Here is a 15,434-nt window from a genome sequence, read left to right as displayed (position 1 = left end):
GCTATGTGCGCACAAATCATTGAAGGAAAGAAAATTTCCGACCTTATCCGAGAGGAAATGATTACGGAAACTGCAGCCTTGAAAGAAAAGGGTATTATTCCTGGTCTTGCGGTGGTACTCGTTGGAGAAGATCCTGCTTCTAAGGTATATGTAGGTTCAAAGGAGAAAGCATGTCAGCAGCTCGGGTTTTACTCCGAGGTTCATCGCTTGCCCGCTGACACCAGCGAAGAGGCACTGCTTGCAGTAATCGACCGCCTTAACAATCAAGCATCAATAAACGGAATCCTCGTTCAGCTGCCGCTTCCTAAGCATATTAACGAGAAAGCCGTAATTGATGCTATTCGCGTGGATAAGGATGTAGATGGATTTCATCCGGAAAGCGTTGGCAATCTCGTCATTGGCGATGATAGTTTATTGCCTTGTACGCCTGCTGGCGTGATTGAACTGATCAAACGCAGCGGCGTTGATATTGCCGGCAAGCATGCCGTTGTAATCGGCAGAAGCAACATTGTGGGTAAACCGGTAGCCATGCTGCTTCTTCGTGAAAATGCAACGGTAACGATTTGTCATTCCCGTACGGCCAATATGGAGGAAATTGCGAAGCAGGCGGATATTCTCGTCGTAGCGATTGGTAAAGCCAAAGCAATCGGAAGTAAATTCGTCAAGCCGGGCGCGATTGTCATAGACGTGGGAATTAACCGTTTGCCTGACGGCAAGCTGGCAGGCGACGTTGATTTTGAGGATTGCTTGGAAACTGCGGGCTATATCACGCCAGTGCCAGGCGGAGTAGGCCCAATGACCATTACCCTTCTTATGAAAAATACAATTACGGCAGCAAAAAGGGCTAACGGAATCAAGGAGTGATAGCAGGCATGGCAGATCAGCCGCGAATTTATTCCATAAAAGAGCTTAACCGCTACATTAAAATGAAAATGGAGTCGGATTTGCTGCTGGGCGATGTTTGGCTGCGCGGCGAGATCTCGAATTTCACTCATCACTCAAGCGGACATATGTATTTTACGCTAAAGGATAGCGACAGCCGAATAAAATCAATTATGTTTGCTTCCCAAAACCAGCGTCTTCCGTTTATCCCCAAAGAGGGGACGAAGGTGATTGCGAGAGGGAATATTTCTGTCTACGAACGCGATGGGAATTATCAGTTTTACGTCAATTCCATGCAGCCTGACGGAATCGGCAGCTTATATCTCGCATTCGAGCAGTTGAAGAGCAAGCTGACTAACGAGGGGCTTTTTGCGCAATCGCGCAAACGGCCGATTCCTCTTTTTCCGCGTGCAATCGGTGTCATTACTTCTCCTACAGGTGCGGCGGTAAGAGATATAATTATAACGTTACAGCGGCGTTATCCGTTAATACCGATATACGTATACCCGGTGCTAGTACAAGGAACCCAAGCCGCACCCGCCATTGTCAAGGCGATCGAGGCTATGAACCGTTTCGGCGAAGCCGACGTATTAATAGTTGGGCGCGGCGGCGGATCCCTTGAAGAGCTATGGGCTTTTAACGAGGAAGCGGTAGCTCGGAGCATTGCGGCTTCTGCGATTCCGGTAATAAGCGCAGTAGGGCATGAAACGGATTTTACGATCGCGGACTTCGTCGCGGATTTACGTGCTGCGACGCCAACTGCAGCAGCAGAGCTGGCCGTTCCGAGCATAGCGGAATTACAACAGCAGCTTCGGCGGCAGCAGCATAGGCTCGAACAAGGCATTCGTTATCGCGTCCAAAACGAAAAGGAAAAATTGCAGCGCATCCGGCGTTCGCCTTTCTTCTTATATCCAAGGAAGTACTTATTGGAGCAGGCCGAGCGTCTCGACCGATTGACGGAACGTCTGGAGCAGCGTACAAAGAGAATAACCGATCGCGGTCATACAAGACTAGCCAGATTGCAAACCACGCTTGCAGGCCACCATCCCGGTGAGAGGGTGGCATTTGCTTCGAAAAGGTGGCAGTCGGCACACAAACAATTGGAGCATGCCATGGGCATATCCGTAAAAGAGAAGAACCATAGGCTTTACAGTGCAATGAAGCAATTGGACGCTTTAAGTCCCTTGAAGGTTATGTCTAGGGGTTACAGCCTGGTTTATGACGAACAAGAGCAGCGTTTAATCAAATCGATTCAAGATGTGAAGCCAGGCGATATCGTTAAGGTGAAGGTGGCAGACGGTCAACTGGATTGTCATGTAGATTCATTGAGAGGAGCTCGGATGGATGGCAGCAAAGAAAGAGAGTGAGCTAACTTTTGAGCAAGCGATGGAAAGGTTAGATTCGATTGTATCTAAACTTGAGAACGGCGACGTGCCTCTTGAAACTGCAATTGAGTTGTTTCAAGAAGGAATGAAGCTGTCGCAGCTTTGCGGAGGCAAGCTTGAGCAAGTTGAACGCAAAATTGAATTGTTGATTGAGACGGAGCAGGGCTTTCAGAAAAAACCGTTTGCAGACGTGAACGAGGATAAAGGGGAATAAGCTTGAACGAGAAGGTCGCAATCAAAACGTATTTATCGCAGTGCGCGGAGCTAATCGAGGCTTCACTTAAACAATCGCTGCCGAGCTCATGGGATATTCCCGAGCAATTAAGGAAAGCGATGCTTTATTCGTTAGAAGCAGGCGGCAAACGTCTAAGACCAGCCCTCGTGCTTTCGGCTGCCGAAGCGGTACAGGGCAATGCGGCCGTGATTAATGCAGCGATGCCTGTTGCCTGCGCGGTTGAATTTATCCATACCTATTCCCTGGTGCATGATGATCTGCCTGCCATGGATAATGATGATTATCGCAGAGGCAAGCTTACGAATCATAAGGTGTTTGGCGAGGCGATGGCTATTTTAGCCGGGGATGCGCTGCTTACGCATGCTTTTCATCTTATTCCTCAAGCTGCACGCCAAGGCGGGATCGGTGCCGAAATTGCACTTGCCATTGTTGAGGACTTAGCCAAGCTGGCTGGAGCGCCGGGAATGGTGGGCGGCCAGGTAGCCGATATGCTTGGCGAGCAAGGCATTACGTCCATTCATGAACTCGAATATATTCATCTGCACAAAACAAGCGATCTTATCGCTTTTTCGGTAACGGCAGGGGGCCGTATTGGAGGAGCGACAGAGAAGCAGCTTGACCTTCTTGCTCGTTATGGACGCAATATCGGGCTTGCTTTTCAAATTCAGGATGATATTCTCGATCTTATCGGTGACGAGAAGAAGCTTGGCAAAAAAACAAACAGCGATGTGGAACAAAATAAAGTAACCTATCCTTTCCTTATCGGAATAGAAGAAAGCAAAGCTCAGGTTGAACGGTTAACCCAAGAAGCCAAGTCGTCAATCCTGGAAGCGGATTTTAAAGAACCGGGCCGGCTGCTTGAAATTGCGGACTATCTCGTTCAACGCGATCATTGAGAATGCAGTGCTTTTTCCATTTTGGTTGGGAAAAAAATCGCAGTATGCTATAATAGGAAAAATGTAGATGTTCATGGGACGGTATTTATGATCTGTCCGCGAAAGCGAGGAAAGTAACGTGCTGCTTGACCAGATTAACGGACCTCAAGATTTGAAAGCTTTGACAACCGCTCAGCTAGAGCAACTGGCCGCTGAAATCCGTCAGTTCCTTATTGAGAAGCTTTCCGTTACGGGTGGTCATCTCGCTCCTAACTTAGGAGTCGTTGAGCTGACCCTAGCCATGCATTATTTATTTAATAGTCCTGAAGATAAATTCATATTTGATGTGGGTCATCAATCTTATGTCCACAAAATTTTGACCGGCCGCATGGATCGGTTTGATACACTCCGAAAATATAAAGGGTTATGCGGCTTTGTCAAACGTGCCGAAAGCGAGCATGATGTTTGGGAAGCCGGACATAGCAGTACTTCATTGTCTGCGGCAATGGGGATGGCGCTTGCCCGTGATTTGAAGGGTGAAAGCAACCGCGTAGTTGCCGTCATAGGCGATGGTGCCCTTACAGGCGGTATGGCTTTAGAGGCGCTTAATCATATCGGACATGAGAAAAAAGATTTGATCGTTATCTTGAATGATAATGAAATGTCCATTGCGCCGAATGTCGGTGCTTTGCATCATTATTTAGGGAAAATACGAACAGATCGTCATTATCATAAAGCCAAAGACGAGCTTCAGCAGTTATTGAACAAAATTCCGGCCATTGGCGGGAAGCTGGCCAAGACGGCTGAAAGGTTCAAGGACAGCTTGAAATATTTGCTGGTCAGCGGCATTTTGTTTGAACAGTTCGGATTTACTTACCTTGGTCCGGTTGACGGTCACGATATGGAGCAAGTGATCGATATCATGAAGCAAGCGGATTCGATGCCTGGACCGGTACTCGTTCACGTACTGACGGTGAAAGGCAAAGGATATTCGCCAGCCGAAGCCGATTCCTTCAAATGGCACGGCATTACGCCGTATAAGATTGAATCCGGTCAAGTCGTAAAGGCCGTAGGCCCGCCCGTATATACGGATGTATTCGGCGAAATGCTAATCGAGTTGGCTGAGAAGGATGATCGAATTGTAGCTGTTACGCCGGCGATGCCAGGCGGCTCAGGCTTGCTTCCTTTCGCCGCAAGATTCCCGAACCGGATGATTGATGTCGGCATTGCGGAGCAGCATGCGGCTACCATGTCAGGAGCCCTTGCCATGGAAGGCATGAAACCTGTGTTTGCCGTATATTCGACCTTCTTGCAACGTGCATACGACCAGGTCGTCCACGATATTTGCCGTCAAAACCTAAATGTAATTTTTGCGATTGACCGTGCAGGTTTTGTAGGACCTGACGGGGAAACCCATCACGGCGTTTACGATATTTCTTTCTTGAGACATATTCCTAATTTGGTTCTTATGATGCCGAAAGATGAGAATGAGTTAAGACAAATGCTGAAGACGGCAGTCGATTACGACGATGGCCCGATCGCAGTCCGTTATCCGCGTATCGCTGGTTTAGGAGTCGAGATGGATCCAAACCCGCAAGCACTTCCGATTGGAACGTGGGAAACGGTGCGCGAAGGTGATTCTGGCGTCATTATGGCAATCGGACCGATGCTCCAGGTTGCCGAAGAAGCTGCTGAACTTCTGAAGCGCGAAGGCATTAATGTTCAAATCGTTAATGCGCGGTTTATTAAGCCTCTTGACGAACAAATGCTGCTGGCCTTGGCTTCTGAGGGCAAGCATATGATCGTGTTAGAGGAAAACGCAGAGCTTGGCGGATTAGGAAGTTCCGTTCTGGAGTTTTATTCGCTCAAGGGCATATATGGCTTGACTATTCGGATTATTGGCGTGCCTGATATCTTTGTCGAGCATGGAACGATTAAGGAACAACGGAAAGAAATCGGATTAACGGCTGAGCGGGTTGCTACAGAATTAAAAACCATGCAGCCAAGACGCATGAAGCGGGTTACTGGACAACAGTAACGATTGAGGGAGAAAGATGACAACAACAGCAAAAGAACGGATAGACGTGCTTCTGGTTGAGCGCGGGTTCTATGAAAGCAGAGAAAAAGCAAAAGCCGCATTGATGGCGGGACTTGTGCTTGTCAACGATGAGCCTGTTGACAAAAGCGGCATGAAAGTGGTCCGGACGGCAGATATCAAGGTTAAAGGCGCGCTGCATCCTTATGTCAGCCGCGGTGGCTTAAAGCTTGAAAAAGCAATCCGGACGTTCGGGATCGAATTGAATGGCCGCGTAATGCTCGATATAGGTGCGTCTACAGGCGGATTTACGGATTGTGCCCTTCAGAACGGGGCATCCTATGTCTATGCGATAGACGTCGGCTATAACCAGTTGGATTGGTCGCTAAGACAGGATGAACGCGTCCATGTAATGGAGCGGACCAACTTCCGATATACGCAGCCTGCTGACTTAATAGGTCCTCAGCCAACGTTTGCAAGTATTGATGTATCCTTTATCTCGTTAAAGCATATATTGCCGGCATTATCAACTTTATTGTCGGTTGGTTCAGGAATTGTAGCTCTAATAAAGCCGCAATTCGAGGCTGGCCGCGAAAAAGTCGGTAAATCGGGTGTTGTTCGCGATTCGGCCGTGCACAGGGATGTGCTTCGGACGGTTTTGACTACAGCTGCTGAACTAGGGTATTCTTTGCAGGACATCACTTTTTCTCCTATAACGGGCGGAGAAGGAAATATCGAATTTTTGGCGTACTGGGCTTGGTCTGCCGAGCCGAACGCTCTGATTCCAAATGATGCATCTTTAGCAGAATTGGTCAAGCAGGCGAATGAGACCTTTACCACCAATAAATAATAAAATGTACGAGGAAGGTGCCGAGCAGTGTTTTAGCTGCCGGCATCTTTTTTACTTTACAGCGGCACGCTCCTTTTGATAAACTATAGAAAAGCAAACAAACGTTCGGTTCCTGCGTCATACAGGAAAATGCCCCCACCATAGCGAACGATTAAAGAAACAATCCATTTGCGAATGGGGGATGCTGGTGGGGACTTACGGAGATTTAATTATTATGCTGTTAGCCGGCGGTTTATTTATCGCCTGGTTGTTTCGAAGCTTTCACCGATGGCTGCATGAGCCTGCAAGCGTTAATCGGTTAAAGTTGGGAAAAGGCGGTGCGCTTGCAGCAGATGACGAAAATATTATATTGTTGGAGCAAGCCGGTTACGAGGTAAGTTCTGGCAAGCATTTAGTGCCGATTCCAATCAAACTGAATGATGTGCCGCTTGGGAAGGGAAGCCGGTTATATATTGATTACATTGCGGAAAAGGATAATTGCACATACATCGTGAAGACGGCGCGTGATCGGATGCCGATCGACTGGACGCCAAGCGGAGTGAGGGACCGTTTACTCGTTTATTCGCTCCTTCTGCCCGAATGTGAGGGTGTATTATTCGTGGATGCGAAAGAAAAGCTCATTCGAAAAATCACGTTCCACATATCAGAATAATATTTCACGGAGGTTTTTTCATGAAAGGGATTCGTCAATACCGAATCAAAGAAATTATTACCAATCGGGTAATCGAAACGCAGGAGGAGCTGGTCGAGGCGCTTCGCGACTCGGGAATGCAGGTGACCCAGGCAACCGTTTCGCGCGATATGAAGGAATTAATGTTGATAAAGGTGCCTGAAGGCGAAGGAAAGTACAAGTACTCTCTTCCTCATGAGCACCAGAAACAAAATCCGATCCATAAGCTCAAGCGCGCTTTGTTTGATCATTTCGTACATATTGACTATACGGATAACCTCGTTGTGATGAAATGCCTGCCTGGATCCGCGAATGCGATTTGTGCATTAGTCGATAACATGGAATGGTCAGAGGTGATGGGTACCATTTGCGGCGACGATACCATTTTAATGATCTGCCGGACGAAAACGCAAAGCGGCGAAGTCGTAGAACGAATACTTGAGCTGTTGAACTAAGGGAGGTAATCAACCATGCTGCGTGAGTTGTCGATAAGGAATTTAGCGGTAATTGAAGAAGTGAACGTTACTTTTCACCAAGGCTTTCATGTGTTGACAGGAGAAACAGGGGCTGGTAAATCGATCTTAATTGATGCCCTAAGCTTGCTGGTAGGCGGCAGAGGCTCCGCAGACATGGTTCGTTACGGATGTGACAAGGCTGAGATGGAGGCGTTATTTGATCTTCCCGGTAACCATCCGGTATGGGGCGTACTGACCAAGCTGGGGGTACATGCTTCTTGTGAGGAAATGCTGGTTATTAGACGGGAGCTTTCTGCGCATGGGAAAAGCAGCAGCCGGGTGAACGGACAGCTCGTTACGATGACGATGTTAAGGGAAATCGGCGAATGCCTTGTGAATATACATGGTCAGCATGAACATCAATCACTGCTTCGCACGGAGCAGCATTTGGAGTGGCTGGACTTATTTGCGGGTGATTTACTCATTGAACGCAAACAAAATTACCGCAGCGTATTCAGCGGGCTCCAGCAAACGAGGGCCGCACTTCGCGATTTGGAAAACTCAACAAGACAAAATGTGCAAATGCTTGATCTGTACCGGTTTCAAATCGAGGAAATTTCGAACGCGCAGCTAAAGCCGCAGGAGGATGAATTACTGGCTGAACAACGGCGCAAGCTAATGTATGCGGGGAAAAGAATGGATGCGGTTTCTGAAGCATACGATTTGCTCTACGGCGGCAAAGGTTTAGATATGGTTAGCAAGGCGGTTGCAAAACTGATTGATATTCAGACGTATGACCCGGCAAAATTAAACCCGCTGCTTGAACAGCTGCAATCGGCCTTTTATCAAGCGGAGGATGCGGCATTCCAGCTTCGTGATTATAGAGATGGAATCGAATCTGATCCAGATGAGCTGTCACAGGTAGAAGACAGACTTGATTTGATCAACGGTTTGAAACGCAAATACGGGGAGTCGATTCCTGATATTTTAGCTTATTTAGATCGAACAATGATAGATCGCGACAAAATCGAAAATCGAGACCAGCTCTTAGAGGAGCTGCGCCTAGAAGAATCCAAGCTTTACGAACAAGCCTTGGTTTTGGCGAAGGAATTATCGCTGCTGCGCGAGCATGCTGCTGCCAAGCTGTCTGAGGCGATTGAGAACGAGCTGGGACAGCTTCAAATGCCGTCGGCGAAGTTCTGTGTCCAAATCGATACCACAGTCGCAGGCTCCGGTGAAACGAAGCAGATCCGTTTACATTCGAATGGGATGGATGAAGCGATCTTTATGCTCTCCACTAATCCGGGCGAACCAATGAAGCAGCTAAGCAAGATTGCTTCCGGGGGGGAAATGTCCCGGATAATGCTTGCTCTTAAGAGCATATTTGCCGAAATCGATCAAGTGCCTGTCCTTATTTTCGATGAGGTTGATACCGGCGTAAGCGGAAGAGCTGCACAAGCGATTGCTGAGAAAATGTCTCAGCTTGCATCCAAGTGCCAAGTTTTCTCCATTACTCATCTGCCTCAGGTGGCATGCATGGCCGATCATCATTATGAAATACGCAAACAGGTTATCGGTGCCCGAACTTCGACTTCCGTTAAGGAGCTCCTTGATACGGTTCGCATTGATGAGCTTGCCCGTATGCTCGGCGGCGTGGAAGTTACGGAAAAAACAAGGCATCATGCACAAGAAATGCTTGATTTGGCTCACAGACAGAAGGGGGCGTAATGGAAGCCAATAAGGGAATCTTTTTGCGGACATAAAACATGCGGGTGAGGGTAACTTAAAGGTACGCCAATGGCGACATAACCTTTTTCGTCATGCGATGGAATTACAGGGAGCGTGAAATCATTGAACTCCAATCAAAGGAAGCGATGGTTTGGCCTAGTTCTCGTTTTCTTCATTTGCATGATCGGAAGCTCCACACCGTTTCAACATTTTGCCGCAATCCCGAATGAACTTCGTTTATTCTCCGGGCAGCTGAAACGATTACAATACGGAGTGCCCGTTCATGCAGAAGTAACGGTCGACCCACAAATGCTTCAGATTAACGGATCAACCAGTCATTCTTTATCCGTAAATTTGAACGAACCACTGTCACTGCAGTCGAATCAAAGCGGTCAAACCAAAATGAAAGTGAAATTATTTGGTAAAATTCCATTCAAGACCGTAAAAGTAAATGTAGTACCTGATTTACGTGTCATTCCAGGCGGGCAAACGATTGGCGTCAAGGTTAAATCATCCGGCATTTTGGTTGTAGGCCATCATCAGGTGGCTGGGAGCAACGGAATGAAGCAATCCCCGGGCGAGGCCGCAGGACTGCGTCTAGGCGATTTGATCGTAAAGATCGATGGTACGAGCATTAATCAAGTTCACAGGGTTGCAGAGCTTAGCGAGAAGGCAGGCATGGATAAACGGCCGCTCGAAGTCACTTACAAACGGGACGGTCAATTGAACAAAACGCTTTTGAATCCTGTTTTTGATGCCGAGGACAAAGCGTGGCGATTAGGATTGTATATCCGTGATTCAGCTGCGGGGGTAGGCACGCTTACTTTTTATGCTCCTGATCAAGGCGTATACGGAGCACTAGGGCATGTAATTACCGATATGGACACGCAAACACCTATCGATGTTGGAGAAGGCCAGATCTTACAGTCCAGCGTTACGTCCATTAACAAAAGCCAAAATGGCGAGCCGGGAGAAAAAAGAGCGCATTTTGTGAAAGAAAGCAAAATATTAGGCAACGTGGAGCGGAATACACCTTTTGGTATTTTCGGCAAAATGAATGAAGTTCCAACGCATAGCTACAGCGAGAAATCGGTTCCCGTCGCTTTTGCCGAAGATGTTAAAGAAGGTTCGGCGCAAATTTTGACTGTTGTGAATGGACAGAAGGTTGAACGTTTTGATATTGAGATCGTTCATGTATCCAAGCAATCTGGCCCAGCAACAAAAGGTATGGTAATTAAAATAACGGACAAGCGTTTGCTAAGCAAAACAGGCGGCATTGTTCAAGGAATGTCAGGAAGTCCGATTATTCAAGACGGGAAGTTAGTGGGAGCCGTTACACATGTTTTCGTTAACGATCCTTCGTCTGGTTATGGCTGCTTTATCGAATGGATGCTTCAGGATGCAGGCGTTTTGTTGAAATCAGCAAATGGATTTACCGGTGAAGCTGCATGATAAGCATTTGATAAATAAAACGTCTGCTTAAGCTGTGGTAAAGCTAAAGCAGACGTTTTTTTTGCTGCGGATCTTTTAAATTAAAAACCGCGTGAGCGATCAAACGAGCAATGAAATTTGTCGAATCAAAACGAATGGAATCGTTACATGTAATAAATTATTAATTATATCGAATCGGCTTAAAAAAATAAAGAAAAATAATTTTCGACAGAAGGAATTCAACTCTACATGTCGAAAACTTTAAGCAGACAACTAGTGAGCGTAATCATTAAAATCATTTAGAGGAGGACCACAACTTGCATAAGATCGAAGTATTATTAGCAGATGACAACCGGGAATTTACTAACCTGTTATCGGAATACATATCCGAACAAAGTGATATGAGTGTGAGTGGAGTCGCGTACAACGGAGAAGAGGTTCTTAGACATTTGGAGGAAACGAGAAAGTGTCCGGATGTACTTATCCTAGATATTATTATGCCTCATTTGGACGGATTGGGTGTTCTCGAGCGTCTGAAAGAAATGAACCTTTCCCCCATGCCAAAAATTATTATGCTGACTGCTTTTGGTCAAGAAAATATTACGCAAAAAGCGGTTCAGCTTGGTGCCTCTTATTATATTTTGAAACCATTCGATATGGATATTTTAGCTAACCGTATTCGCCAACTAGTTGGTAATCCAACGTATTCCTCAACGGGCAGCTTCACGACCAGCTCTTCCTCGTTGAAATCGAATGTAGTGCCAATTCCAAAAGGAAAAAACCTAGATGCCAATATAACAAGCATCATACATGAAATTGGCGTACCGGCGCATATCAAAGGCTACCAATATTTGCGTGAAGCAATTACAATGGTATACAACAACATTGAAATTCTTGGCGCAATCACCAAAACACTGTATCCTGCAATCGCTGAAAAATTCAAAACAACGCCATCCCGCGTTGAACGCGCAATCCGTCATGCGATCGAAGTCGCTTGGACGCGCGGTAATATCGACAGCATCTCTCACTTGTTCGGTTACACCATCAACATCAGCAAATCAAAGCCTACGAATTCGGAGTTCATTGCGATGGTGGCTGATAAGCTGCGGATTGAACATAAAGTCTCGTAATCCCGCGTCATTACTGGCTTTTCGCATAATATTCGGTAGCTGAGGCGGTGAATTTACGGACAAGGTAGCGTCACCGTTCCAATAAAGAATATCGTTGCAATTGCGTTAAACTTTTAAGTTTTCACCTCGCTTTGTGCGCATAGTTTGTCCGACGTTAGTCACCGTAATCATACACGATCTAATGCGCAAGTTCAATTCGTACACGCGTTTACGAAGTTCTGACGTAAATTACGTCGGAGCTCCGCAAGTAGACGAAAGATTAATTAGTCATAACGCAAAGAAAGCGCGACCGATAGCGGAATGTATCCGTTAATGGTCGCGCTTTCTTCGTTTATTGGTCGCACTTTTTTTGCGGGTGTAGACAATGTACAAGTCGAACTAATGGTGAGAATTGCGTATGCTGATCTCGGACATGTTCGTCGTTAACTCTGACATAACTCCGAGTAGTTTCGATGTCGGCGTGAGATACTATGCGTTGAAGCGTAAATAAATCACCGCCGTTAAGCAAATACGCTGTACAAAAATAGCTGCGAAATTGATGCGGATAAGCAAGTTTTGGATCAACGCCGACTTTTATAGCGTACTCGTTTAATGATTTTCGAAATCTGTCCGCTTTTAACGGATCTCCTTTTTTTGATAAGAAAATATACTCTGTTTCAAAATAAGTTTTATTTCTTTTGATAAGTGCTAATAATTCGCGCACAGTTCCTTGTGATAACGGTACAACGCGAGGTTTACGGTTTTTGTTCATCGAACCAGGCAAATGAATACAACGTGCTTTTATATCGAGGAGCTCTGTAGTTAATTTTAACGCTTCTTGAATGCGGAATCCGCCGTCAGCTAAAAGTATCATTAAAGTGCGATCTCGAAGACCCGTAGGTGTATCAGTATCAGGCGCTCCAAGTAACTTGCGTACGTCATCGTCAATAAATGTGATTTTTTCCTTGCGGTCATAGCGAGGTAGTTTAATTTTTGCTACTGGATTCGTAACGATATAGTTTTCGCCAGCTAGAAAATTGAAAATAGTTCTAATTGTCATTAAACGGGTGATTATGGTTTGAGCAGCTAACGTATCGGAGCTTTTTCTACCGTCAGTTGCATTACTAAATTTTGTTTTATCGAACATGAAGTTTACATACTCACGAATCTTAGCTGCCGTAATTGTATTAATTAAGCAGTCTTCTGCAAGCCAATCCGTAAAATATCCCCAGTTGATAATATAAACTTGTGCTGTTCTAGTACGAACGCCTTCCGATTTCTTTGCGTTATAAAATATTGTGAATGCATCAGATAAAGTGTAATTTGACATCATTCTGCCTCCTAAGATTAAGTTCTTTAATTATATCGGCAGAAAACGAAAAAACTTTAGCGCTTTAACGTGTTGACGAATTTATGACGCTGTTCTAACGCATCTTCAACGCAATCTAACGCAAACAAAACGCGCCCACCGATCGAGTCGCGAAACTCGTTCAATAGGCGCGTTTTTTATTCTTCTCGTATAGGTGTGGCGCCGAGTATCTCCGCCATCTGAAACCAATCTCCGTCGACCATAACGCGTTGTTTATGGGTGTCTATGCGGTCTACAACGCCGATTACGTTTAAATCCTCGAAACGGTCAAATAGCCGTAGTGTAATCGGAGTCCGCTCCGTATGAGAAGCCGATATTATACGTTCGATGTCCTCTACGGCATCCGCGTCAAGTATCGGCTTTTCCTTCGCGTTTGACTCGCGACTATGTTCTTTTATACGGACGATATGCTCCGGTAGCATCATGCGGCTGCTTTCCCATAGACCATTGCCGCTTAATTTTTTACGTTGTGTTGTCATAACGATCACCTCAACGTAAGTATATGCGAACATGTGTTCTGTAGTCAAATGTGATTAAAAGCAAGCATTGGGTTGTTTGCGTATTTTGCTAGTCCGTCTAGATCAGGAAATAATCGAAAGTGACCAATACCATTTTGGTATAAATAGTTCTTTGCATCATAATACACGCTTGGTGTTATTGTAATTTTTATTAGTGCATGTTCTGCTAATAATTCGCCGTTAAACTCTTCATCCAAAGGAACTCCTGAATTTCCTTGAAGCGTAAAAACTCCTTGTTGAGCAATAATTCTTTGGCTATTTCTAATTGGGTAAAGTGCACTTGAGTTATTTGCAAACAGGGTCTGATTATTTAAGTAATGTTCATATTTCCCAAATCTATTTACATCTGCAAACCCATAGAAACCAAGACTTTTATTATTCAAAACAACTGGATTAAGCATCCATACACATGCATTAGATCTATTAGGGTTCCAAGAGGTAAAGGCAAAGTATAGAGCAGTAGAAAATGATTCAGTCCAATCTAATAATCTTGTTTTTACTCCGTGATGTTGCATGATAAATAAAAGATCCCAATCTTTACTGTTGTGAAAATTATGCCCGAGGTTATAAAACATTCTATATTTTGAGGCCTCGTTGATATTTACTGAGGGCAAGTCAGCTGACTCTCGGAATAATCCTGAGTGTAGCTTAAATAATTTTTCGTCTGAGTGGCCTCTGTACCAAATCATTGGAGACTTTTTATTATTCTCATTAACTATATCTAGTACTTGATGCCATTCATTACTAAAAGTCATAGTACACCTCTTAATTATTATTTCGCATAAACAAACGTACAGTTAGCGATCATGAACCGTTCCTCGCGTATTTTTACCGTTTCCTCCGTGATTTCTTCGATGCGACCGGTTCCGATGAGCTCGTTATCCTGGAACGCGAGTACCGTAGACTGATCGAGCGCGGCAGTATAGAAATGTACCGGCGCGGTTAAAACTTTGAATCCAAGATAGCGATTTTTAAACATGTTTAGTTCGAACCATCCTCTTTTTCATTTTTATATGATAAGAAAAATTCCCTAAATTCATTGAATTCATCTGAATTAAAAGAGAAATAGTGATCAATTATATTGAGAGTAATAGTTGATGCAAATGCTCTAACCATCCCATACAAACTCTCGTGGCTTGTGTTACGGTATCTAAGCTCACTAAAGTTTGTGAATACATCTCTTTGCTTAAATGTTATTTTTAAATCTGACTGAGCTGTCAAGGCGTGCGTTTCACGCGATAATAAGGAATATGTACTATACAAATTTAATCCCTTACTTCCCTGTACATACTTTATTAAATCAGATAACGTAAATATTTGCTGATTGTTTTTGGTGTATAGCGTATACCACTTTACAAATCTATTAGTGCCTTTTCTTTTTTCTTCCTCAATTATTTTTTTTCGTTCATAAATTACTTGATAGTTAGGGAAAGTTTTTAAATAACTTTCAATTCTTCTTATTTTTTCATTCAACGACTCCTTATTTGGAAATATTTTTCCTAAAGTTTCTTCATTTTTAATATCTTTCATAAATTTATGTTCATCAAGCATATTAAAAATGAAGTATGATGTTGCTCTTTCTTTAAGTAAAACTCGATTATCCGCCATGATATATTTAATTGAGGTATAAGTTTCAATAGTGGCACGCGCTGTTAGTTTTGCTGCACTATGCGAATCTTGGTCAACAAGTATGAAAAGTCCGTCTAATTGCTCTAATAATTTTCTATACAAGGAAACTACTATCAAATCTTCATGTTGTAGTTGTTTGTCGATAGTTTTTTGGAATATACTCCAGCCGAATCTCAAGGTTTTACTAAGATAATTCAAATCGGGCCTTTCTGTACTATCGTGAATATCATCATTATAGAATATCAATTTGTATCCTCCGAAAA

General features: G+C 44.6%; 16 protein-coding genes. 11 read left to right on the top strand and 5 right to left on the bottom strand.

The annotated features are described in order from the left end of the window. Positions 1–3: 3 nt before the first annotated feature. The 11 genes from folD (at position 4) to spo0A (ending at position 11,676) form a co-directional block, all read left to right on the top strand. The gene (gene folD / locus MRBLPE1_RS21135) at positions 4–864 is read left to right on the top strand and encodes a bifunctional methylenetetrahydrofolate dehydrogenase/methenyltetrahydrofolate cyclohydrolase FolD (protein WP_364149120.1); all 861 of its coding nucleotides are present in this window, start codon (positions 4–6) and stop codon (positions 862–864) included. 8 nt (positions 865–872) lie between these two features. Further along, on the top strand, positions 873–2,249 hold the full coding sequence (xseA, locus tag MRBLPE1_RS21130; RefSeq protein ID WP_364149119.1) for an exodeoxyribonuclease VII large subunit: 1,377 nt from the start codon (positions 873–875) through the stop codon (positions 2,247–2,249). Continuing rightward, on the top strand, positions 2,227–2,481 hold the full coding sequence (gene xseB, locus MRBLPE1_RS21125) for an exodeoxyribonuclease VII small subunit (protein ID WP_364149118.1): 255 nt from the start codon (positions 2,227–2,229) through the stop codon (positions 2,479–2,481). Before xseA ends, xseB begins: the two co-directional genes overlap by 23 nt. A 2-nt stretch (positions 2,482–2,483) precedes the next feature. Next, positions 2,484–3,398 carry a polyprenyl synthetase family protein gene (locus MRBLPE1_RS21120; RefSeq protein ID WP_364149116.1) on the top strand — a complete coding sequence of 305 codons (915 nt, stop codon included), beginning with the start codon at positions 2,484–2,486 and terminating at the stop codon, positions 3,396–3,398. A gap of 118 nt (positions 3,399–3,516) precedes the next feature. Then, on the top strand, positions 3,517–5,415 hold the full coding sequence (gene dxs / locus MRBLPE1_RS21115; RefSeq protein WP_364149115.1) for a 1-deoxy-D-xylulose-5-phosphate synthase: 1,899 nt from the start codon (positions 3,517–3,519) through the stop codon (positions 5,413–5,415). Positions 5,416–5,431: 16 nt separating this feature from the next. Further along, positions 5,432–6,262, top strand: a complete 831-nt coding sequence (locus MRBLPE1_RS21110) for a TlyA family RNA methyltransferase (RefSeq protein ID WP_364149113.1) — start codon at positions 5,432–5,434, stop codon at positions 6,260–6,262. Between the two features lie 187 nt (positions 6,263–6,449). Further along, positions 6,450–6,914, top strand: coding sequence for a hypothetical protein (locus MRBLPE1_RS21105; RefSeq protein ID WP_364149111.1), 465 nt, complete (start codon positions 6,450–6,452; stop codon positions 6,912–6,914). Between the two features lie 20 nt (positions 6,915–6,934). Continuing rightward, the gene (gene ahrC / locus MRBLPE1_RS21100; protein ID WP_364149110.1) at positions 6,935–7,387 is read left to right on the top strand and encodes a transcriptional regulator AhrC/ArgR; all 453 of its coding nucleotides are present in this window, start codon (positions 6,935–6,937) and stop codon (positions 7,385–7,387) included. Positions 7,388–7,402: 15 nt separating this feature from the next. Beyond that, a complete protein-coding gene (gene recN / locus MRBLPE1_RS21095) occupies positions 7,403–9,115 on the top strand; it encodes a DNA repair protein RecN (RefSeq protein ID WP_364149108.1) in 1,713 nt (570 codons plus the stop codon). A gap of 123 nt (positions 9,116–9,238) precedes the next feature. Then, positions 9,239–10,567 carry a SpoIVB peptidase gene (gene spoIVB, locus MRBLPE1_RS21090; protein WP_364149107.1) on the top strand — a complete coding sequence of 443 codons (1,329 nt, stop codon included), beginning with the start codon at positions 9,239–9,241 and terminating at the stop codon, positions 10,565–10,567. 296 nt (positions 10,568–10,863) lie between these two features. Further along, complete coding sequence (spo0A, locus tag MRBLPE1_RS21085; protein ID WP_364149105.1) at positions 10,864–11,676, top strand: sporulation transcription factor Spo0A; 813 nt, start codon at positions 10,864–10,866, stop codon at positions 11,674–11,676. 331 nt (positions 11,677–12,007) lie between these two features. On the opposite strand, the gene MRBLPE1_RS21080 is transcribed toward spo0A, so the two are convergent. The 5 genes from MRBLPE1_RS21080 to MRBLPE1_RS21060 all read right to left on the bottom strand — a co-directional run bounded on the left by MRBLPE1_RS21080 (position 12,008) and on the right by MRBLPE1_RS21060 (position 15,417). Then, positions 12,008–12,985: a tyrosine-type recombinase/integrase gene (locus MRBLPE1_RS21080; protein WP_364149103.1), complete on the bottom strand. Its 978-nt coding sequence runs from the start codon at positions 12,983–12,985 to the stop codon at positions 12,008–12,010. A 176-nt stretch (positions 12,986–13,161) separates the two neighbouring features. After that, entirely contained in the window at positions 13,162–13,503 is a 342-nt protein-coding gene (locus MRBLPE1_RS21075; protein ID WP_364149102.1) for a YolD-like family protein, read from the bottom strand. A 44-nt stretch (positions 13,504–13,547) separates the two neighbouring features. Next, positions 13,548–14,297, bottom strand: a complete 750-nt coding sequence (locus tag MRBLPE1_RS21070) for an FRG domain-containing protein (RefSeq protein ID WP_364149101.1) — start codon at positions 14,295–14,297, stop codon at positions 13,548–13,550. 17 nt (positions 14,298–14,314) lie between these two features. Then, positions 14,315–14,521: a hypothetical protein gene (locus MRBLPE1_RS21065; protein ID WP_364149100.1), complete on the bottom strand. Its 207-nt coding sequence runs from the start codon at positions 14,519–14,521 to the stop codon at positions 14,315–14,317. 2 nt (positions 14,522–14,523) lie between these two features. Beyond that, entirely contained in the window at positions 14,524–15,417 is an 894-nt protein-coding gene (locus tag MRBLPE1_RS21060) for a DUF5677 domain-containing protein (RefSeq protein ID WP_364149098.1), read from the bottom strand. Between the last annotated feature and the right edge of the window lie 17 nt (positions 15,418–15,434).

Source organism: Paenibacillus sp. LPE1-1-1.1 (assembly GCF_040676435.1).
Lineage (GTDB): Bacteria > Bacillota > Bacilli > Paenibacillales > Paenibacillaceae > Pristimantibacillus.
The sequence above is the reverse complement of the archived record's forward strand: the minus strand, read 5'-3'. Positions and strand labels throughout refer to the sequence as shown.